The sequence below is a fragment of the Rubrivivax gelatinosus genome (assembly GCF_004340905.1).
Taxonomy (GTDB): Bacteria; Pseudomonadota; Gammaproteobacteria; order Burkholderiales; family Burkholderiaceae_C; genus Rubrivivax; species Rubrivivax gelatinosus.
The window spans coordinates 356,550-376,733 of the sequence record NZ_SLXD01000003.1; the positions used below are offsets into that span (position 1 = coordinate 356,550).

The window sequence follows — 20,184 nt, forward strand, 5'->3', positions numbered from 1 at the left end:
CCCGGGTCGCGGCGCGCCGGGCAAACCCGGTGCCGGCGGCGGGGATCAGGCCGGGGCGTGCAGGCCGCGGAAGTAGGCGTCGAGCAGCGCCTCGCCGCAGGCGACGAGGTCGAAGGCGCCGGGGTCGAGCATCCAGTTGTGCAGCAGCCCGTCGATCAGCGCGTGCAGGCCGCCGGCGGCGGTCATCGCCGGCATCGCCAGGCGGATCTGCCCGGCGGCCTGGGCGCGCTCGAAGATCGCGGCCAGGTGGCCGATGCGCTCGACCAGGCAGGCGATGCGGCGCTCGCGCACGCCCTGCATCTCGTCGACATACTCCACCTTGTGCAGCGCGATCTCGAACACACGCTGTGCCTGCACGTCCTCGACCGCGGCGCGCAGCGCGCCCAGCGTCGCCTGGCGCACCACGGTCAGCGGGTCGGTGACCTCGGGGTCGCCGGCGCGCAGCATCTCGGTCTCCAGCGGGAGCACGACGCGGTCCATCATGGCTTCGAAGAGCGCTGCCTTGTCACGGAAATGCCAGTAAATTGCGCCGCGTGTCACGCCGGCCGCGCGCGCGATGTCCTCCAGCGACGTTCCGGACACGCCGTTGTTGTGAAATTCGCGTTCTGCCGCATCGAGGATCCGGGCGCGGGTCGCCTCGGCTTCCTCCTTGGTGCGTCGGGCCATGGCTTCAGGCTGGCTTAAACATACATACGCGATTGTATGTATAGTCGGCGCCTTTTGGCCCAGGGGTTGCTCCACCCGGGCCGTTGGGGGCTTGTTCCCCCGGTTCGCGAACAAGAAAGGTTTTCCGCATGTCCTCGACGCCTCGTGTCGTGAAGTTGCCGGGCCGTGTCATCGCCTGGCCGCTGCTGGCGGTGCCGCTGGCCGTGGTGCTGGCCGCCTGTTCCAAGCAGGATCAGGCGCAGGCCGGTGGCCAGGCTCCGCCGCCGCCCGCCGTCGGCGTCGTCACCGCCTCGGTGCAGACGGTGCCCGTCGTCACCGAGCTGCCGGGACGCACCGAGGCCTCGCGTGTCGCGCAGGTGCGCGCGCGTGCCGCCGGCATCCTCGTCGAGCGCCGCTTCACCGAAGGCAGCGACGTCAAGGCCGGCCAGGTGCTGTTCCGCATCGACCCGGCGCCGTACGAGGCTTCGCTGGCCAGCGCCCGCGCGCAGCTCGCGCGCGCCGAGGCGACGCTGACGCAGGCGCGCGCCCAGGCCCAGCGCTACGAGCCGCTGGTCAAGGCCAACGCGATCAGCCAGCAGGACTACATCGACGCCGTGGCCACCGCCAAGGCGGCCGAGGCCGACGTCGCCGCCGCCCAGGCCGCGCTGCAGACCTCCAGCATCAACCTCGGCTACGCCACCGTCACCTCGCCGATCGCCGGGCGCATCGGCCGCGCGCTGGTCACCGAAGGTGCGCTCGTCGGCCAGGGCGAAGTCACGCAGCTGGCCACGGTGCAGCAGATCGACCCGATGTACGTCAACTTCACGCAGCCGGTGGCCGACGTGATGCGGCTGCGCCAGGCGATCGCCGCGGGCAAGTTCAAGAGCGTCGGCGGCGCCGTTCCGGTGCGCGTCGTGCTCGACGACGGCAGCGTCTACCCGACCGCCGGCAAGCTGCTGTTCTCGGACCTGACGGTCGACGAGACCACCGGCCAGATCACGCTGCGCGCCGAGGTGCCCAACCCCAAGGGCACGCTGCTGCCGGGCATGTACGTGCGCGTGCGCCTGGAGCAGGCGGCCGCGTCCGACGCGATCCTCGTGCCGCAGCAGGCGGTGACGCGCAGCAACCAGGGCGACACGGTGCTCGTCGTCGGCGACGACGGCAAGTTCGCGCCGCGCCCGGTGAAGATCACCGGCGGCCGCGACGGCCAGTGGGTCGTGCTCGACGGCCTGGCCGCAGGCGAGAAGATCATGGTCGACGGCTTCCAGAAGCTGCGCGGCGCGACCGTCGTCAAGCCGGTGCCTTGGACGCCTTCGGCCTCGCAGCCGGCGGGCGCCGCCCCGGCGGCGTCGGCTCCGGCGTCGGCGGCCTCGGCGGCCAAGTGAGGGGCGTCTAGATGGCACGCTTCTTCATCGACCGCCCGGTCTTCGCGTGGGTGATCGCGCTTTTCGTCCTCGTCTTCGGCGGGGTCGCGATCACGCAGCTGCCGGTCTCGCAGTACCCGCCGGTCGCGCCGCCGTCGATCGTCGTCACGGTCTCGTACCCGGGCGCTTCGGCCCAGACGCTGGAAGACAGCGTGCTGAGCCTCATCGAGCGCGAAATGAACGGCGCCGAGGGCCTGATCTACATGGAGACCGTGTCGCAGGCCAACGGCAGCGGCACGATCACCCTCAGCTTCCAGCCCGGCACCAACCCCGAGCTGGCGCAGGTCGAGGTGCAGAACCGCCTGAGCCGCGCGACGCCGCGGCTGCCGCAGGCGGTGACGCAGCAGGGCGTGCGCGTGGACAAGTCGCGCTCGAACTTCCTGCTGTTCGCGATCCTGTCCTCGGACAACCCGGCCTACGACCCGATCGCGCTGGGTGACTACGCGGCGCGCAACATCGTGCCGGAACTGCAGCGCGTGCCCGGCGTCGGCCAGGTCCAGCAGTTCGGCACCGAGCGCGCGATGCGCATCTGGATCGACCCGGCCAAGCTCGTCGGCTACAAGCTGGCGCCGGCCGACGTCACCGCGGCGATCACGGCGCAGAACGCGCAGGTCGCCTCGGGCACGATCGGCGACCGGCCCAACGTGCCGGGCCAGCCGATCTTCGCCACCGTGGTCGTCGACGGCCAGCTGACCACCGTCGAGCAGTTCGGCGACATCGTGCTGCGCGCCAACGCCGACGGCTCGACCGTGCGCCTGAAGGACGTCGCGCGCGTCGAGCTCGGCGGCCAGGCCTATGCCACCGAGGCGCGCCTGAACGGCAAGGCCTCGACCGGCGTGGGCGTGCAGCTCTCGCCGTCGGGCAACGCGATGGCCACCGCCACGGCGGTCAAGCAGCGTCTGGACGAGCTCTCGAAGTTCTTCCCGCAGGGCGTCAAGGCCACCGTCCCGTACGACAGCTCCAAGTTCGTCGACATCTCGATCAAGCAGGTCGTCGAGACCCTGGTCGAGGCCGTGTTCCTCGTGTTCCTCGTGATGTATCTGTTCCTGCAGAACATCCGCTACACGATCATCCCGACGCTGGTCGTGCCGATCTCGCTGATGGGCACCTTCGCGGTGCTGCTGGCGCTGGGCTTCTCGATCAACGTGCTGACGATGTTCGGCATGGTGCTGGTCATCGGCATCGTCGTCGACGACGCGATCGTCGTCATCGAGAACGTCGAGCGCATCATGAGCGAGGAGGGGCTGCCACCACGCGCGGCGACACGCAAGGCGATGGGCCAGATCTCCGGCGCCATCATCGGCGTGACGGTGGTGCTGGTCTCGGTGTTCGTGCCGCTGGCCTTCCTGTCGGGCGCGATCGGCAACATCTACCGCCAGTTCTCGGCGGTGATGGTGGTGTCGATCCTGTTCTCGGCCTTCATGGCGCTGTCGTTCACGCCGGCGCTGTGCGCGACCTTCCTCAAGCCCGTCGAGGCCGGCCACCACATGGAGAAGGGCGGCTTCTTCGGCTGGTTCAACCGCACGTTCGCGCGCACCGCGCGCGGCTACGAAGGGCGCGTGGCCTGGGTGCTGCGACGCGGCGGGCGCATGCTGATCATCTACGCGGCGATCGGCGGCGCGCTGGTACTCGTGATGTCGCGGCTGCCGACCTCGTTCCTGCCCAACGAGGACCAGGGCACGCTGATCGTCAACGTGCAGCTGCCCCCGGGCGCGACCACCGAGCGCACCAGCGCGGTGATGAGCCAGGTCGAGGACTTCATGCTCAAGCAGCCCGAGGTCTCCAGCATGGTCAGCGTGCTGGGCTTCAGCTTCTCGGGCAGCGGCCAGAACGCGGCGCTGGGCTTCGTCACGCTCAAGGACTGGGGCGACCGCGACCTGACGACCGGCTCCGCGCAGGCGCTCGTGGGCCGGGCCTTCGGTGCGCTCTCGCAGATCCGCGACGCCTTCATCTTCCCGGTGAGCCCGCCGCCGATTCCTGAACTGGGCACGGCCAGCGGCTTCGCCTTCCGCCTGCAGGACCGCGGCAGCAGCGGCCACGAGGCGCTGCTGGCGGCACGCAACCAGCTGCTGTTCATGGCCTCGCAGAGCAAGGTGCTCGCGGGCGTGCGCCCCGAGGGCCTGGAGGACGCGCCGCAGCTCAAGCTCAACATCGACCGCGACAAGGCGGCGGCGCTGGGCGTGGGTTTCTCCGCGATCAACACCGCACTGTCGACCTCGCTCGGTTCGTCGTACGTCAACGACTTCCCGAACACCGGGCGCATGCAGCGTGTGGTGGTGCAGGCCGACGCCCCGGCACGCATGCAGCCCGAGGACCTGCTGCGCATCAACGCGCTGAACACCTCGGGCAAGCTGGTGCCGCTGTCGGCGTTCACGACCGCCGAGTGGGTCAGCGGCCCGATGCAGACCGTGCGCTACAACGGCTACCCGGCGATGCGCATCGCCGGCGAGGCCGCGCCGGGCTACAGCACCGGCGACGCGATGGCCGAGATGGAGCGCCTGGCCGGGCAGCTGCCGCCGGGGTTCGCCTACGAATGGACCGGCACCTCGCGCGAGGAGAAGCTCTCGGGTTCGACCGCGACGATCCTGTTCGCGTTCTCGCTGCTGGCGGTGTTCCTGTGCCTGGCAGCGCTGTACGAGAGCTGGTCGATCCCGCTGTCGGTGATCCTCGTCGTGCCGCTGGGCGTCGTCGGCGTCGCGCTGGCGACGATGCTGCGCGGCTTCGAGAACGACGTGTACTTCAAGGTCGGCCTGATCACCGTGATCGGCCTGGCGGCGAAGAACGCGGTGCTGATCATCGAGTTCGCCAAGGACCTGCACGCGCAGGGCAAGGGCCTGGTGGAGTCGGCGCTGGAGGCGGCCCACCTGCGCTTCCGTCCGATCATCATGACCTCGCTGGCCTTCATCCTGGGCGTGCTGCCGCTGGCGATCTCGCACGGCGCGGGCTCGGCGAGCCAGAACGCGATCGGCACCGGCGTGATGGGCGGCATGATCACCGCGACGGTGCTGTCGGTGTTCTTCACGCCGCTGTTCTTCGTCATGGTGCGCAAGCTGTTCAAGGGCAGCGAACGACAACGGCGCATGTATGCGCACGAGGCGGCCGAGGGCGATGCCCAGGCGGCCGGCGAGGAGAAGAAGTGATGGCCGCGCGTCGAATGTTCCCGGGCCTGACGCTGGTCGCGACGGCGGTGCTCGCCGGTTGCGGCACGCTGGCGCCCGACTACCAGCGCCCGGCGGCGCCGGTGGCGGCGGCCTTCCCCGACGCCGCGGCTTCGGCCGCCGGCGCGGTCACCGCGGCTGACCTGCCGTGGCAGCAGTTCTTCCGCGACGAGCGTCTGAAGGCTCTGGTCGGCCTCGCGCTGGCCAACAACCGCGACCTGCGTGTCGCCGTGCTCAACATCGAGCAGGCGCGTGCGCAGTACCGCGTGCAGCGCGCCGACCTGTTCCCGACGGTGGGCGTGGGCGTCAGCGGCGACCGGGTGTCCACCGACACCAGCATCAGCAGCACCTACCAGGCCGGCCTGGCGGTGTCGAGCTACGAGCTCGACCTGTTCGGCCGCGTGCGCAGCCTGAAGGACGCGGCGCTCGCCAGCTACCTGGCGACCGAAGAAGCGCGCAAGTCGGTGCAGATCAGCCTGATCTCGTCGGTGGCCACCGGCTACCTGACGCTTCAGGCCGACGACGAGCTGCTGCGCGTGACGCGCGAGACGCTGAACACGCGCGCCGAGTCGCTGAAGCTGACGCAGCTGCGTTTCGACGTCGGCGCCTCGTCGCAGCTGGACCTGCGCCAGGCGCAGTCGCTGTACGAGGCGGCGCGCGCGACGCTGGCGCAGCTGCTGCGCCAGCGCGCCCAGGACGAGAACGCGCTCGTGCTGCTGCTCGGCCAGCCGATGCCGGCGGATCTGCCGGCGGGGCTGCCGCTGTCGGAGCAGGCCTCGCTGCCCGAGCTGCCCGCCGGGCTGCCGTCGCAGGTGCTGACGCGCCGGCCCGACGTGCTGCAGGCCGAACAGCAGCTGATCTCGGCCAACGCCCAGATCGGCGCGGCGCGCGCGGCCTTCTTCCCGCAGATCACGCTGACGGCCACCGCCGGCAGCGCGAGCACCGAGCTGAGCGGCCTGTTCAAGAGCGGCAGCACCGGCTGGACCTTCGCGCCGCAGCTGCTGCTGCCGATCTTCGACGCCGGCCGCAACCGCGCCAACCTGGACTCGGCCAACGCCGGGCGCGACATCGCCGTGGCGCAGTACGAGAAGGCCGTGCAGTCGGCCTTCCGCGAGGTCGCCGACGCGCTGGCCGGCCGCGCGACGCTGGGCGAGCAGCTCGCCGCGCTGCAGGCCCAGGTGAAGGCCGAGCAGGGCCGTGTCGAACTGGCCGACCTGCGCTATCGCAACGGGGCGGCCAGCTACCTCGACCTGCTGGACGCGCAGCGCTCGCTGTTCACGGCCCAGCAGAGCGAGGTGCAGGTGCGTGCGCTGCAGGCGCAGAACCTGGTCACGCTGTACCGCGTGCTGGGCGGCGGCTGGCGCGACGGCGAGGCCACGGCCGCGGCTGCCGCTGCCGCTCCGGCGGCCAGCGCGGCGCGCTGAGCCGCAAGGCAGGGCGCTCGACGGCGTCCTGCCTTGGGCTGCGGCCCCGAGCGCGATCCCGGGCACGAAGCCTGACGGCCTGACGGCCTGCCGGGCCGCGGCCTCGCGGGGCGCCGTGCCGGCACCCGCAGCGCCGCCGCCTCGGCCTCAATGACCCGGCTCGGTGTCGCGTGCAACGCCGAGCGTCGTCTCCAGGCGCGACAGCGCCTGCTCGTCGGCGACCACCTCGCGCAGCCAGGCGTGCAGCGCCAGCCCGGCCCAGCGCGCTGCCTTGTCGGCGAGATAGGCCGCCGGGTTGTGCGGCTCGGTGCGGCGCAGGAATTCCGCGATGCGCCGCAGCTGGGCGATGGCCTCGTCGCGGCCGATCGGGGCACCTGTCGGGCCGATCTCGTGGCCGGCGGCTGCGGCAGGCCGTCGCAGTGCCTGCGGCTCGCCTCCAGCCGGTGCGAGGTGGCTCGCGTCCCCGGCCTGCTGCGCCGCGGGAGGCACCGGCTGCGGCGCGAGGCCGCAGTCGCGGGCCAGCCGCGCCAGCGTGTCCGCGGCCCGCTCGAGCGCGTCGCGCGCGCCGTCGAACGATGGCGAGGCCTGTGCGAGCCCGGCGTCGCTGCAGGCTTGCAGCCGGTCCAGCGCGGCCAGCGTGCGCCGCAGCGCGGCAACCCGGGCCGAGAGGCCCCCGGCGCCGGTGCCGCGCATCGCCTCGTGAACGGCCTGCATCAGCATCGCGTCGACGCCCTCGGCGGCCGCCGCGGCGCTGCGCCGGGCACGTTCGATGTCGGCCAGCCCGAGCGTGCGGCGGCCGACCTGCAGCACCGGCGCCGTCGACACCAGCCGGGTGCTGCGCGCGAGCCACCAGCGCATCGCCGCGGCGCGGGGCTCGGGGTCGCCGGCCTCCGGGCGCGGGTGCAGCGTCGCCCACCAACGCTCGCACAGTGCCGCCATCAGTTCCATGCCGTCGGCCAGCCCCGCCAGCCCTTCGCGCCAGGCCGTGGCCTCGGCCCACCAGCCGGCCAGGCGCAGGTCCTTGCTGCGCGTGCGCAACAGCGACGCGGTTTCGCGCTGCACCGCTTCCCAGTCGGCCTGCCGCGGCGTGCCGCGCCCATCACCCGGCCCGAGTGCGGTGTCTTCCTGCTCGCGCCAGCGGGCGATCGTCTCGAACTCGGCCCCCAGGCCCAGATCGGGGCCCGCGCCAGGGCCGTCGGGCAGCGGGGCGCAGAGATCGTCGGCTCGCATCGGCATCTCCTCGGGGCGGCACGGTGGCACGGGCACTCAGCAGCTGTGAAGGAACCCGGCGTGCCCCGTGCCGCATGGGCGAGCCGACGAGCGACCCCGAGGCAGTGCCGGGCGCGCTGCGATCGACGCCCAGATGTCGTCGCGCCGTCGCACGTTCGTGGTCGCTGGGCGGATCGGCGCGGGCATGGCGGGTTCTTTCCCTCTCAGTCCAGCGGGCGCAGCTCGATGCGGCGGTTGCGCGCGCGGCCGTGCGGCGTCGTGTTGTCGGCCAGCGGTTCGCTGGCGCCGGCGCCCCGCACCTGCAGCCGCTGTGGCGGGATGCCGCGGTCGACCAGATGCGTCCGCACGGCTTCGGCGCGCTGCAGCGACAGCGCCAGGTTGGTGTCGGGCGTTCCAGCGTCGTCGGTGTGTCCGACGATCATCAGAAGCTGCGGCGGCCGCATCCCGAGCTGGGCGGCCACGGTGTCCAGCTGCCGCTGTGCCGCGACGGTGAGCCGTGCGCTGCCGGGCTCGAACTCGACCCCACGCATCGCGGTCGCCGCGGCGCCGGTGCGAGCGGTGGTGGCGCCTGCGCCTGATGCCAGGCGCAGGGCGTCGGCCGGCACGGCGCTTCCTCCCGCCAGCGCCTGGCGCAGTTCGTGGCGTACGGCGTCGTCGGCCACCTCTCCGGCCAGATGCACCTGCAGCGCACGCAGCTCGAGCCGCCCCCCGCGCACCTGGCGCAGCCCGGGTGCGAGCAGGCGCAGCGTTTCCTCGCGCCAGCCGGGCGGTGTGGCGACGGTGCCGACCTGCAGCCGGTCTTCGATCTGCGCCTGGCCAAAGACCTCGCCCGCGCGCGCCAGGATCGCCTGGCGCGTGAGCTCGTCGGGCACCACGCCCTCCAGCACCACCGGCGCCGCGTGCAGCCCCAGGGCGCACGGCAGCAGCATGCTGGCGGCGAAGGTCGCGGGCTTCACCACGAGCCCTCCGCAAAAGCCTCGCGCCAGGCGGTTGCCGCCAGCCCGAGAGACAGTGTGCCGTGCGACAGGTAGCCGGCCAGCCTGCGGGTGCGTTCGTCGCGTCCGGCGACCTCGTCCGCCCATTCGGGCGCGGCGAGGTCCACGTAACGGGCGGCCAGGCGTTGCGGATCCCAGACCGCCTGCAGCGCGGTCGGCGACGCCCCGGCCAGTTCGACGAGCAGCCGCGGCGCTGCACCCCGCCCGTCGTCTAGCCGCATCAGCAGCCAGTCGTGGCCGGCGGCCGCCACCGCATCGGCCACCAGCCCAGTCCACCAGGCCGCGACCCAGGCCTGATCGGACGCCGCCGGCGGCAGAGGCAGGCTGACGCCGCGCGACGGCGCCTCGCAGCCTCGACGCGTCAGGGGCTGCAGCAGTGCTCCCAGGGCCAGCAGCGCGGCCCGCAGGTCGATGCAGTCCTGCCCGGTGCGCAGCCGCCGTTCCAGGCCGGACAAGGTCTCCAGCGCTTCGTGGTCGGCCCAGGCGGCGTCGTAGTCCCAGGGAGCCGGCACACGAATCGATTCGAGTTCGGCCTCGCAGGACAGGGCGGCGCTTCGGCCCGACGCCCCTGTGGCGCGGCGCGCGGCTTCGGAACAGCGAGCCCACAGCCGCGCGAACACCAGCGGTGCACGCGCCAGCCGCAGGCGCGGCGACGGTGTTTCGCACTGCAGCGCCACGACGAAAGGGAAGCGGCGCCCGCGGGCGTCGATGCTCGGCCGCAGGTGGCCGACGACGGCGCTGGCCGACGCCGGACCGAGCACGGCGAAGTCGACAGCCGGCGCCGCGTCGAACAGACGCTTCCAGTGCGCGTCGCCGGCGGCGGCCTCCAGGGCCGGGCTGACCCAGCGGTCGATCCAGGCGGCCAGCCTTGGGCGCCTGCCACCCGGCAGGAAGTCGGGCTGCGAGGGCAGCTTGCCGAAGCACACGGCCTGCGCCGTCGCGCTGTCGGGGCCGCACACGAGCCGCGTGCTCATTTTCCGCCCCCGGTCGTCGCGGCTGCAGCCGAGGTCCCGGCGACGACGGCTGGCAGCCGCAGGCCGCGCCAGGTGGCGGCGACGGCAGCGCCGTCCGGTGCTCGCACGACACGCAGCAGCACCCGCAGCCGGTGGCCGTCGCGCGACCAGGCGAGCTCGACGCCCCCGTCGGCCTGCCGGGTGCGCTGCGCCAGCTCGAAGGCCCGGTCCAGGCCGAAGGTGCCCGGCGCCTCGACGAAGGAAATCGTCGTCCCGTCGGCCGTCGTGCCGCGGATGTGCACGCCTGACCGGCCGGACGGGTTGGGCCAGACGAAGTCGGTCCAGCCCGCGGCCGCGTTGCGGTAGCGCAGTGCCTGGCCGTCGATGTCGACGCTGTACTCGACCAGCCCGGCGCTGGCCAGCGGCTGGAGCTGGAACGCGGTCGATTCGGCGCCCGGGCCGGCGCCGCCGGCACCCGCTGCCAGCCAAAGCGGCAGGCCACGTGCCAGTTCGGGCCGCAGCCGGATGCCGAGTTCACCCCAGCGCCGCGGTTCGAGCACGTCGCCGTGGCGCACGACCAGCGGCCCGAGCGCGGTCTCGGCGAACCTGGCGAGGCTGCCGCCGGGGCCGAAGACGCGCGCGATCTCGTCGGCACTGGCCTCGACGCGGGCGGTGGGCTGGAAGGGGTACTTGGCCCCCGGGCCGCGCACGAAACCGTCGTGCACCTCGTTCGCCCAGCGCCGGTTGAGTTCGGCCTCGGTCACTGGCACCAGCACGGCGACGCTGGCGGCCAGCGGGCGGGCGAGCAACGGGCGCAGCAGCGAGCGCGCCGACGGCGAGGCCTGGGCGAGCAGCTCCTCCGTGAGCCGCAGCGCGGCGGCGATCTCGGAGCCTTCGGCATCCGCCAGCGTGCCGGCGAGCAGCTCACGCGCGCCGGCGCCGGGTTCGCCCTGGCGCGCGATGGCCTGCAGGCGCGAACGCACGCGTGCCAGGGCCTGCAGATAACGCTGCAACGGCGCCTGTGCGTCGCCGGCCGCGCGCAGCCCGGCGAAGGCCTGCAGGTCCAGCGTGGCCCTGCCGCCGGTGGTGTCGGCCCCGGCCGCTGCGGAGGCTGCGGCGGCGGGCGCCGAGCGTCCCCAGGCCGAACGCATCCAGACGCCCCAGGTGCCCGCGCCGGCGGCCACCGACAGGTCCGGGCCAGGTTCGTCGAGTGCCGAATGGCGGGCCATCCCGATGACGAGGCGGCGCAACGGCGACACGACCGGGTCGCACAGCGGCTCGAGGGCGGTGATCGCGTCGTCGAGATCCCGGAACGGTGCGAGCGTCACGCCGTCGGCGAACTGCTGCCACGCGGCCGCGTGCTGCTGCCGATGTTGGTCCGCGAGCGTCTGCTTCAGGCGCTGCGGGCTGGCACGCAGCGTCAGGTCTTCGCGGGAGCTGGTCTCGAGCACCCAGTCGCGGTGCTGCAGCGTGCCCTCGGCCGCAGCGCGCATCGACGGGGCGACGGTCTCGAGCCAGGCCTCGCGCGTGTAGGCGCCCGACACCAGCGTGCTGCTGCCCAGCGTGCCGGGCGGCGTGTCGTCGCCGAGCACCACGGCCAGGGTCAGCGGAGCGTGGCGCGCGGCGGCGCGGGTGCGGATCTCGTCGTAGACGCGCTCTTCCGGAGCACGTGCGTCGCGGGCTTCGCGCAGGCGGCTGCGCACGGCCTCGACGAGCGCGCTGCGTGCTTCGAGCCGAGGAAAAGCGGCGTCGCCGGCCCGTGCCAGCGCGAACGCGGCGACGGTGCGCGCACGGCGCAGCAGTTCGTCGGCAGCCAGCGTGCCGCGCCGCGCCTCGAGCCAGCCGCGCCAGTGGCGTGCGATCTGTTCGTTCAGGTGGGCGGCTTCGCGCCGGCCGGGCTCGCCCAGCATCAGATAGGTCTTCAGCGTGTCGTAGACCGCCTGCTGTTCCTGCGCTGTCCCGGGCGCGCCCGGTGCCCGGACGAAAGCGTCGAGATCGCGCTCCAGCGCCGTGCCGACCGGCACCAGCATCAGATCGCGCACCCCGGCGTGGTAGTCGGCGAGCAGGCGCTCTTCGAGAGACGCCCCTGGATCCAGCCCCAGCCGCGCGGACCAGCGAGCCGTGTCCGGGCGCTGCGCCAATGCGTCCAGCCGCCGCTGCAGCCGCTCCAGGGCCTCGAGGCGCGATCCGAGGTCGTCGCGTCCGTCTTGCAGGGCGGAGATCTGTCCCATCTCGGTCACCGTCTGCGACAGCAGGCGCCCGCTCTCGAGGTAGGCGAGGCTGAACGCGCCGAGCGTGGCGGCCAGGGCCGACAGCGCGAGCGCGTAGCCGGCGTGCTGCAGGTGCCGGCGTCGGGGCGACAGCTGGCGGCGTACCAGGCCGCGGTCGCCGCCCAGCACGCGGGCGAAGACCTGGCCGAGAAAGAACGCACGCGACGCATGTCCGCCCGCCGGGGCCTCGGCCGGCGCCGCGGGCGGCAGCGAGAAACGGCGTGCAGCCACCTCGGTGGCCCGCGGTCGGGCCTCACCCGCCTGCAGCGCGCTGCTGAAGTAGAAGCCGCGCAGCATCGGGCGCAGCTGGTAGGGGTTGTCGTCGAACAAGGTGGCGACGAAGGTCGCCAGCGCTGGCTCGAGGGCAGCGAACTCGAGCCCGAATCCGAGCGTCGCTGGCGAGGCCGATGCGCACGAGGACTCCAGCCGCATGAGCGCGCGCTCGCGCAGCCCGGCGCGCAGTTCGGCGAACGCGAGTTCGAAACGCCGCGCCGCGCCTTCGGCGCTGTCGCGGCAGGACAGCGTCGCGCCCCAGACACGCTCACGCTCGTCGCCGTCGGCGTCGGCGAAGAAGTCTTCGAAACCGGCGATCAGGTCGGCTTTCGTGAACAGGAGGTAGACCGGCATCGCGACGCCGAGTTGCTCGGTGAGTTCGTGCACGCGCGAACGCAGGCTGCGCGCCAGTTCGATGATCGTGTCGGCCGTCTGCGCGGCGAGCTGGTCGATGCTGGCCGCGACAACGACCCCGTCGACCGGCGCACGCGGCCGCGTGCGGCGCAGCAGCGCCAGGAAGCCGAGCCACTCGCCCCGGTCCTGGGGCTGGACGGCGTAACGCCCTGCGGTATCCAGGACGATGGCCTCGGTGCCGAAGAACCAGTCGCAATGGCGCGTTCCGCCGACGCCGCGCACGCCTCCCCCGTCCCCGGGCGTGATGCCCAGACCCGCGGCGAGCACGGCGCTGCTCTTGCCGGCGGCCGGCTCGCCGATGACGACGTACCACGGCAGCGCGTACAGCGCCGCACGCCCGTGTGCCTGCCACAGCCGCGACTCGCGCAGCCTGCGCAGCGCCTCGTCGCGCTGCTGCACCAGCGCGTCGTCGTCGCCGCCCGGGGCGGCTGCCGACAAACCCTGTTCCAGGCGGCTGCCTCGGCGCCGCGCCCGGAGCCGTCCGAACCACCAGACGGCGATGGCCGCAGCGGCGACCAGTGCCGCGGCTGCCGCTGCAGCCGGCGTTCCGTGGCCGGCACTGGCCACGGCGCTGCCGAACCCGGCGGCGAGCACCAGGATCGCGGCGCCGCCGGCGAGGAGGGCGGCACGCAGACGTGGCGCCCGCATCTCAGTCGCTCGTGGTCGCCCGCGAGGCGACCAGCCGTGCGCCGCAGGCGCAGCGGTCGCCGTCGCGTGCCGCGGGACGGCCGTCGATCAGCAGGCCGGGGTCGCCGCTGATGATCCGGGTGCGGTGCCCATGGCCCTTGCGCGGACAGCTGACGGCGTCGCCGACACAGGCCATCGCACGCCCCAGGCGAAGCGTCGCGGGGTTGCCGTCGAGCACCACACCGCCGTGCGTGCTGCGGTCGCCGACGAAGACGTAGGGCCGTGTCATGGGGCCTCCGGTTCAGCGCGCCGCCGCCAGCATCGGCGCGCCGGCCTGGGGCGTGGCGGGCTGGGCGGGATCACGCCACTCGACGTGGCCGAAGTCGCGCAGCGACGGCCAGTGGCCACCCCATTGCAGCCCGAGCGTGGTCGCGATCTCGCCGACGTGGCGGTAGGCCTGCAGCGTCCACGGGTCGCGCTCGGACAGCTGCAGACGGCCGTCGCGGATGAAGGCGAGGTCGGCGGCGAGTCCGGCCTGGTGCCGGCTGCGCTCGGGGCCGGCCAGCGTCGTCGCCGGGCCCAGGGCCGCCAGCTGCGCCTGGCGCGCCGGGCTGCGGTAGCCCTCCAGCAGCACGAGGTCGTAGCCGTGGCGCTCGCGTGCGATGTCGAAGAGTTCGAGCAGGCGCTGGCGGAACTGCGGCTGCAGCCGCGCCCAGTCGTGGCCGACGGCCGACCGTCGTTCGTGGGATGGCGTTGCCGCCGCCCCCCAGGCCGGCGGCGTCGGTGTGGCTGTGCCGGGCCTGCCGAGTTCGAAGAGGGTGGCAAAGCGCCCATCGACGCCCTCGGCGGGCGGAGCTTGTCGCGTGTCGCCGGCCGGCTCGTGCAGCAGCAGCGCGCCGACCGGGCCTGCGGCGACCAGCACCGCGGTCAGCAGCGCCAGCACGGCCATGCTCGGCGGCAGCGTCTCGGCATCCAGCGCGGCCTGCAGTGCGCTGGGCGCGCGGTCGGCAGCAGGTGCGGGGCGAGGGACGCGGCGCAGCCGTGCGACCAGTTCGGCAGCCTGCTCCTGCCAGCTGGGCAGCATGATCAGGCCGAGAACGAGGCTGACGAGGCCGAAGTAGAGCAGGACTGCGGCAAGGACGACCGGGCTGGACATGGCGACTCCGTGGTGACCGGGACGGGACGGCCGGGGCAGTGTGCCGACGGCGTCTCGCGCAGCCATCCCTCCGCGGAGGGGACCGATTTCGGCGCCTCCACGGAGGGTGCGGCGTGGCACTCCGGCGCGGCGTGGGCCGTCTACGATGCCCGCGCCGTGGCGGCCGCCGGCTGCCCGCCGGAGAAGGGAGTCGACCGATGTCCGCCACGCCGCCGCCCGCCCCCCGTCTGCCCGCCCCGGGCCGGCGCGGCCCGTGCCTGCCACGCCGGGCGCGATGACGACGCGCTGCGTGCACGCCGCTGACGCCGGCCCGCGCGGTTGGCGCTTCGCGCTCGACGCACCCGGCTTGCCACCGTGCCTGGTCCTCGAAGCCTGGGCTGCCGACGAGGCGCTCGACCGGCCGGGCGAGATGCTGCTGAGTTGCCGCGCTCCCGACGCGACGCTCGACGCACGCGCTTGGCTCGGCCAGCCGCTGGCGCTGCTGGCCAGCGCCGCCGGCGCGTCACCGTGGCGGCGTTGCGGCCGTGTCGTCCAGGTCGATGCCGACGATGGCGACGGCGGCCTGGCGCGCTACCGTTTGCGCGTGCGCAGCTGGTTCGCGCTGCTCGAGCACGGGTTGCACAGCCGGGCGTGGCGCGACCGCGGGCTGGCGGAGATCCTGGCCGACGTGTTCGAGCCGTATGCCGATGTCGCACGCTGGCAGCTGGCCGACGCCGCTGGCGCCCTCCCGCGCGAGTTCACGGTCCAGTACCGGGAGCGTGACCTCGATTTCGTGCTCCGTCTGCTCGCCGCCGAAGGCCGGACGCTTCGCATCGACCCCGCGACCGATACGCTGCACCTGCTGTCCGACACCCGCGACGAACGCCAATGCCCGCAGGATCCGGCCTCGGCCCGCGCCGGTGCGCTTGCCCGTCGGCGCCCCGGCCCGGACTGCGCCGACGAGGCGGTGACGGCGCTCGAGCGCCGTACCCGGCTGGCGCCTGCCGGGCGGCGGGCGGGCTGGATCGATCCGGTGTCCGCGCGCGTGCTCGGGGCCGCGGTGGTCGCGGGCGACGGCGTGCCCCCCTCGCGACAGGCCTGGCGCGAGGGGGCGTTCGCCGATGCCCAGGCCGGCCGCCGCCTGCTGCAGCAGCTGCAGGACGGCGAACGTGCGCGCGCACGGTCCTGGCACGGCCGCAGCACGGTGCGCAGCTTCGCGCCGGGAACCTGGGTGCAACTGGGCGGCGATGACGCGGTGCCGGCGATGCTGCTGACACGGGTGTGCCATGCGGGCGTCGGCGACGCGGCACGCACGCCGGCGGCGCATCCACCGGACGGGCCCGGCGGCTGGCCGTTGCAGGCGCCTTGGCTGGATCCGGCGCTCGGCGAGTCCGCCTGGACGGGCGGCTACGCCAACGCCTTCGATGCCATCGAGCGCGAGCAACCCTGGCGGCCGGTCGGGGAGGGCGCGGTGCCGGCGCCGCCGCGCCGGCCGCTGCGGGGTGTCGTCGGCGCCGAGGTCGTCGGTCGCGACGGCGACCCGCCCGGCGCCCTGGCGGCCGACGAACACGGGCGCCTGCGAGTGCGCCTGGACTTCCAGGCCCCTGCCGTGGCCTGCACGGGGGCTTCGACGGCGGCGGCCACCGGGTGGCTGCGTGTGGTCCAGCCCTGGGGCGGGGCCGGCGTCGCGGCCCAGTGGCTGCCCCGCGTGGGGCAGCGTGTGGTCGTCGGCTTCCTCGACGGCGATGTCGAACGGCCGGTGATCCTGGCAGGCGTGCACGACGGCGTCGGCGAAGGCGGCGTCGACCCCACGCCGGGCGGGCGCGCCGCGGCCCCGGCCGCGATGCCGCCCGCCGGCAGCGACCATCAGGCCTCGGGGCAGGGCAACCGTGTCGCCGGTGCGCACGCGCCGCCATGGCATGGGGCGGCGCCGCAGCCAACCGCGGCCGGCGGGCAGGCCAACGCCGCCGCGATGAGCGGCTGGCGCAGCCGCGAACTCGCCGGGGAAGGCGCCAACCAGCTCGTCTTCGACGACAGCGACGGGGCGCTGCGTGTGCAGCTCGCGAGTTCGCACGCCGGCTCCCAGCTCAACCTTGGCTGGCTCGTGCATCAGGCCGGCAATCGCCGCGGCTCGGCCCGTGGTCTGGGCTTCGAGCTGCGGTCCGACGCCGCCGGCGTGGTGCGGGCCGGGCGCGGCCTGCTCCTGAGTGCCTGCGCCCATCCGCCCGGCGCCGCCGCGGCGGACAACGCCGCCGGCTGGGCCGCCGCGCGGGGTCTGGAAGGCCTGGCACGCACGCTGGCCGCAGCGGCTGCCGCGCACCGTGCGGCACCGTCGGGCGCATGCGAACCGGCGGGCGGCAGCGCGCTGAAGGCGGCATGCGAGGCGCTGCACGACGATGGCGCCGGTGACGGCGGCCGTGCCGGGCCGGCCGCCGCCCTTCTCGCCGGACATGCGCCTGGCGGTGTGGTCGCCACGGCCGAGTCGCTGGTGGAGGCGGCTGCCGGGACGCTGACCCGCGCTGCCGGTCGCGACCTCGCCATGGCCGCGGGTGGCCTGTGCCGGCTGCAGGCCGGGGGCCGCGTGGCGGTCGTCGCCGGGGCCACGGGTGGTACTGCCGCCCAGCCGCCCGGACTGGTGCTCGCGGCAGTGGCCGGCGGGCTCGAGCTGCGCAGCGACGACGGCGATCTCGCCCTGGAGTCCCGCGACGCGGCGACGCTGCAGTCGGTGTGCGATGGTGTCGAACTGCGTGCGGGGCGGCGGGTCGTGCTGGCCGTCGACGGCGGAGCCGGCATCGTGCTCGAAGGCGGCACGCTGCGCATCGAGTGCCCGGGCACGCTGCGTGTCGAGGCGGCGGCCCGACGATTCGAACCGCCGGGCTGACATCGGGCTCGGGCGGCCCGCGCGGCTTGCCCCCGGTCACGCCTGCGTTGCGGCGGCCGCGATAATCGCCCCCCCATGGACCGTGCCACCTGCCCGACCTTCCTCCGCCGTCTCGTGCCGGCGCTCCTGGTGACGCTCGCCGGCTGCGGCGGTGGAGGCGGCGGAGGCGGCTTCAGCGATGCGCCGACGCTGGCCGAGCGCATCGCCGCGGCCCGGTCGGTGGCCGAGACGGCGGCCGACTGCGAGCAGATCCGTCCGTTCTACTGGGAAGTCGGCGACGCCTCGGGCCCGCTGGCCTCGGGCAGCTTTGCCGGCCTGCTGCTGACGATCGATGCCGATACGACGCTGCCGATCGCGTCGGCGTCGAAGTGGATCTACGGCAGCTACGTCGTGCAGTCCAAGGCCGGTGTGCTGAGCGACGACGACATCAGGTTCCTCGGCTTTCGCAGCGGCTACACGAACTTCCGCGCCTGCGGCTCGGACACGACGGTGGGCAACTGCCTCGATGTCGAGGGCCGCGACGGCGGCACCAACGGCGACTACGTCGCCGAGAACGACGGTTTCTTCGTCTACAGCGGCGGTCACATGCAGAAGCATGCGTCGATGAACCCCGCGCTGGCCGACCTCGGCCCGTCGGCGCTGGCCACCGAGATGCGTCGTGTGCTCGGCACCGGCATCACGATGTCGTACTCGGGCCCGCAGCTGGCCGGCGGCGTCGAGACCAGCGCCACCGACTACGCGCTGTTCCTGCGCCGCATCCTCGACGGCACGCTGAGCTACGAGCGCGCCGCGCTGGGCACGCACCCGGTCTGCGTCGACCCGGCGAGCTGCAGCACGGCCAAGTTCACGCCCTCGCCCGAGGGCGAGCAGTGGCACTACTCGATCGGCCACTGGGTCGAGGACGACCCCGACGTCGGCGACGGCGCCTTCAGCAGCCCCGGCGCCTTCGGCTTCTACCCCTGGATCGACGCGTCCAAGACCTGGTACGGCGTGATCTCGCGCCTGTCGCTGCTCGACAGCGACCCCGACACCTCGGTGGCGGTCGACTCGGTGCAGTGCGGCCGCGCCATCCGCGCCGCCTGGCTGAACCCCGCCTCGCAGTGACCGACACCGAACTGCAGCACGAGCGCGACCTGCGCGCGATGGCGATCGCGCTCGACCAGGCGCAGAACGCCTGGCTGGTCGGCGAGGTGCCGGTCGGCGCGGTCATCGTGCGCCCGGGGCCCGAAGGCCCGCAGGTCGTCGCCACCGGCTACAACCGCCCGATCACGACCCACGACCCGACGGCGCACGCCGAGATCGTCGCCCTGCGCCACGCCGCCACGATGCTGGGCAACTACCGCCTGCCCGAGTGCGAGCTGTACGTGACGCTGGAGCCCTGCGCGATGTGCGCGATGGCGCTGATGCACGCGCGTTTCAAGCGCATCGTCTACGGCGCGCCGGATCCCAAGACCGGCGCCGCCGGCTCGGTCGTCGACCTGTTCGCCGACCGGCGCCTGAACCACCATACGCAGATCGTCGGCGGCGTGATGGCCGCCGAATGCGGCGACCTGCTGCGCCGCTTCTTCGCCGAACGCCGTGCGCTGGCTCGCGAGGCCCGCGCTGCGCGGGCGATCCCCGCCGGCGAGACACACGAACTCGACAGCTGGCCACCCACGAACTCATGACCCCCCATACCGATCACGATCACGATCACGGCCCCGGCTGCGACTGCGACTGCGACTGCGGCCACGAGGTGCCTGCGGCGCAGACGCTGTCGCTTTACACCCCGGCCGGCGCGCTGCCCTCGGCCGCGCCCCTTCGCCGTGCCGCCAGACGCCTGGCCAAGCTGGGCTACGAGGTGACGATCGACGAGTCGGCGCTGGCACGCCAGCAGCGTTTCGCCGGCGACGACGAGACGCGGCTGGCCGCGATCCATCGCGTCGCCGAGGCGGCGCCGTCGATCGCGATGGCCACGCGCGGCGGCTACGGCATGACGCGACTGCTCGACCGGCTGGACTGGGCGCTGCTCGCGCGCAGTGTCGAGCAGGGCACACGCTGGGTCGGCCACAGCGACCTGACGGCGCTGCAGCTGGGCCTGCTGGCCCACGGCGGCGCACGCAGCTGGGCCGGGCCGCTGGCGGCTTCCGACTTCGGCCGCAGCGACGCCGACGGCGGCGTCGACGAGGTCACCGAAGGCTGTTTCGTCGAGGCGATGAGCGGCGAGCTGGAGGCGGTGGGTTTCCGCACCGAGGCCGGTTTCGACGGTCTGGCCGCCAAGGGCAAGCTCTGGGGCGGCAACCTGACGGTGCTGTGCTCGCTGCTGGGCACCCCGCACTGGCCCCGCATCCGGGGGGGCGTGCTGTTCCTCGAAGACGTGGCCGAGCATCCGTACCGCGTCGAACGCATGCTGCTGCAGTTGCTGCAGGCGGGCGTCCTGGGGGCGCAGAAAGCGGTGCTGCTGGGCAGCTTCAGCGACTGGAAGCCGGTCAAGTCCGACCGTGGCTACAAGCTGAAGACGGTCGTCGAGCACCTGCGTGCGCAGACTGGCGTGCCGGTGCTCACCGGGCTGCCGTTCGGCCACGTGCCGACCAAGGTGACGCTGCCGGTGGGCGCCAAAGTCGAGCTCGCGGTGCAGGGCCGCAACGTACTCGTGGGTTGGTAAGCCCGCGCTGGCCCCTAGAATCGCGGGCTTTTCCGCCGGAGCCCGTCACGAGCGAGGCCCGCACGCGGATCTGGAATTGATGCCGCCGGCGGCGGGGCCCCATCCGGCCCG

At 73.7% G+C, this 20,184-nt stretch carries 14 protein-coding genes; 7 read left to right on the plus strand and 7 right to left on the minus strand.

The genetic code is table 11. From position 1 onward, the window contains the following. Nucleotides 1-45: 45 nt before the first annotated feature. Complete coding sequence (locus tag EV684_RS07190) at nucleotides 46-666, minus strand: TetR family transcriptional regulator (RefSeq protein ID WP_132645624.1); 621 nt, start codon at nucleotides 664-666, stop codon at nucleotides 46-48. Nucleotides 667-794: 128 nt separating this feature from the next. Here EV684_RS07190 and EV684_RS07195 point away from each other — a divergent pair, with 128 nt between their 5' ends. The 3 genes from EV684_RS07195 to EV684_RS07205 are packed head-to-tail and all read left to right on the plus strand — an operon-like array spanning nucleotide 795 to nucleotide 6,651. Then, entirely contained in the window at nucleotides 795-2,030 is a 1,236-nt protein-coding gene (locus EV684_RS07195) for an efflux RND transporter periplasmic adaptor subunit (RefSeq protein ID WP_132645626.1), read from the plus strand. 11 nt (nucleotides 2,031-2,041) lie between these two features. Further along, nucleotides 2,042-5,209 carry an efflux RND transporter permease subunit gene (locus EV684_RS07200; RefSeq protein WP_132645628.1) on the plus strand — a complete coding sequence of 1,056 codons (3,168 nt, stop codon included), beginning with the start codon at nucleotides 2,042-2,044 and terminating at the stop codon, nucleotides 5,207-5,209. Next, a complete protein-coding gene (locus EV684_RS07205) occupies nucleotides 5,209-6,651 on the plus strand; it encodes an efflux transporter outer membrane subunit (RefSeq protein WP_132645630.1) in 1,443 nt (480 codons plus the stop codon). The genes EV684_RS07200 and EV684_RS07205 overlap by 1 nt, the downstream gene beginning before the upstream one ends. A 147-nt stretch (nucleotides 6,652-6,798) precedes the next feature. Here EV684_RS07205 and tssA read toward each other — a convergent pair whose 3' ends face one another. The 6 genes from tssA to EV684_RS07235 all read right to left on the minus strand — a co-directional run bounded on the left by tssA (nucleotide 6,799) and on the right by EV684_RS07235 (nucleotide 14,569). Further along, the gene (tssA, locus tag EV684_RS07210) at nucleotides 6,799-7,881 is read right to left on the minus strand and encodes a type VI secretion system protein TssA (protein ID WP_132645632.1); all 1,083 of its coding nucleotides are present in this window, start codon (nucleotides 7,879-7,881) and stop codon (nucleotides 6,799-6,801) included. 203 nt (nucleotides 7,882-8,084) lie between these two features. After that, nucleotides 8,085-8,837, minus strand: coding sequence for an OmpA family protein (locus tag EV684_RS07215; RefSeq protein WP_243651087.1), 753 nt, complete (start codon nucleotides 8,835-8,837; stop codon nucleotides 8,085-8,087). After that, complete coding sequence (gene tagF, locus EV684_RS07220) at nucleotides 8,834-9,850, minus strand: type VI secretion system-associated protein TagF (RefSeq protein ID WP_132645634.1); 1,017 nt, start codon at nucleotides 9,848-9,850, stop codon at nucleotides 8,834-8,836. Before tagF ends, EV684_RS07215 begins: the two co-directional genes overlap by 4 nt. Then, complete coding sequence (tssM, locus tag EV684_RS07225) at nucleotides 9,847-13,434, minus strand: type VI secretion system membrane subunit TssM (protein WP_132645636.1); 3,588 nt, start codon at nucleotides 13,432-13,434, stop codon at nucleotides 9,847-9,849. Before tssM ends, tagF begins: the two co-directional genes overlap by 4 nt. Nucleotide 13,435: 1 nt before the next feature. Then, nucleotides 13,436-13,702: a PAAR domain-containing protein gene (locus EV684_RS07230; RefSeq protein WP_132645638.1), complete on the minus strand. Its 267-nt coding sequence runs from the start codon at nucleotides 13,700-13,702 to the stop codon at nucleotides 13,436-13,438. Between the two features lie 12 nt (nucleotides 13,703-13,714). Further along, entirely contained in the window at nucleotides 13,715-14,569 is an 855-nt protein-coding gene (locus EV684_RS07235) for a M15 family metallopeptidase (RefSeq protein ID WP_132645640.1), read from the minus strand. A gap of 253 nt (nucleotides 14,570-14,822) precedes the next feature. Between EV684_RS07235 and vgrG the strand changes: the two genes are divergently transcribed. The 4 genes from vgrG (at nucleotide 14,823) to EV684_RS07255 (ending at nucleotide 20,073) form a co-directional block, all read left to right on the plus strand. Further along, nucleotides 14,823-17,429 carry a type VI secretion system tip protein VgrG gene (gene vgrG, locus EV684_RS07240; RefSeq protein WP_165908411.1) on the plus strand — a complete coding sequence of 869 codons (2,607 nt, stop codon included), beginning with the start codon at nucleotides 14,823-14,825 and terminating at the stop codon, nucleotides 17,427-17,429. 75 nt (nucleotides 17,430-17,504) lie between these two features. After that, complete coding sequence (locus EV684_RS07245; protein WP_132645644.1) at nucleotides 17,505-18,533, plus strand: hypothetical protein; 1,029 nt, start codon at nucleotides 17,505-17,507, stop codon at nucleotides 18,531-18,533. Further along, nucleotides 18,530-19,096 (plus strand): tRNA adenosine(34) deaminase TadA, encoded by a 567-nt coding sequence (tadA, locus tag EV684_RS07250; protein ID WP_132645646.1) that lies wholly within the window; start codon nucleotides 18,530-18,532, stop codon nucleotides 19,094-19,096. The genes EV684_RS07245 and tadA overlap by 4 nt, the downstream gene beginning before the upstream one ends. Next, nucleotides 19,093-20,073, plus strand: coding sequence for an LD-carboxypeptidase (locus EV684_RS07255; protein WP_132645648.1), 981 nt, complete (start codon nucleotides 19,093-19,095; stop codon nucleotides 20,071-20,073). Before tadA ends, EV684_RS07255 begins: the two co-directional genes overlap by 4 nt. Nucleotides 20,074-20,184: the final 111 nt, after the last annotated feature.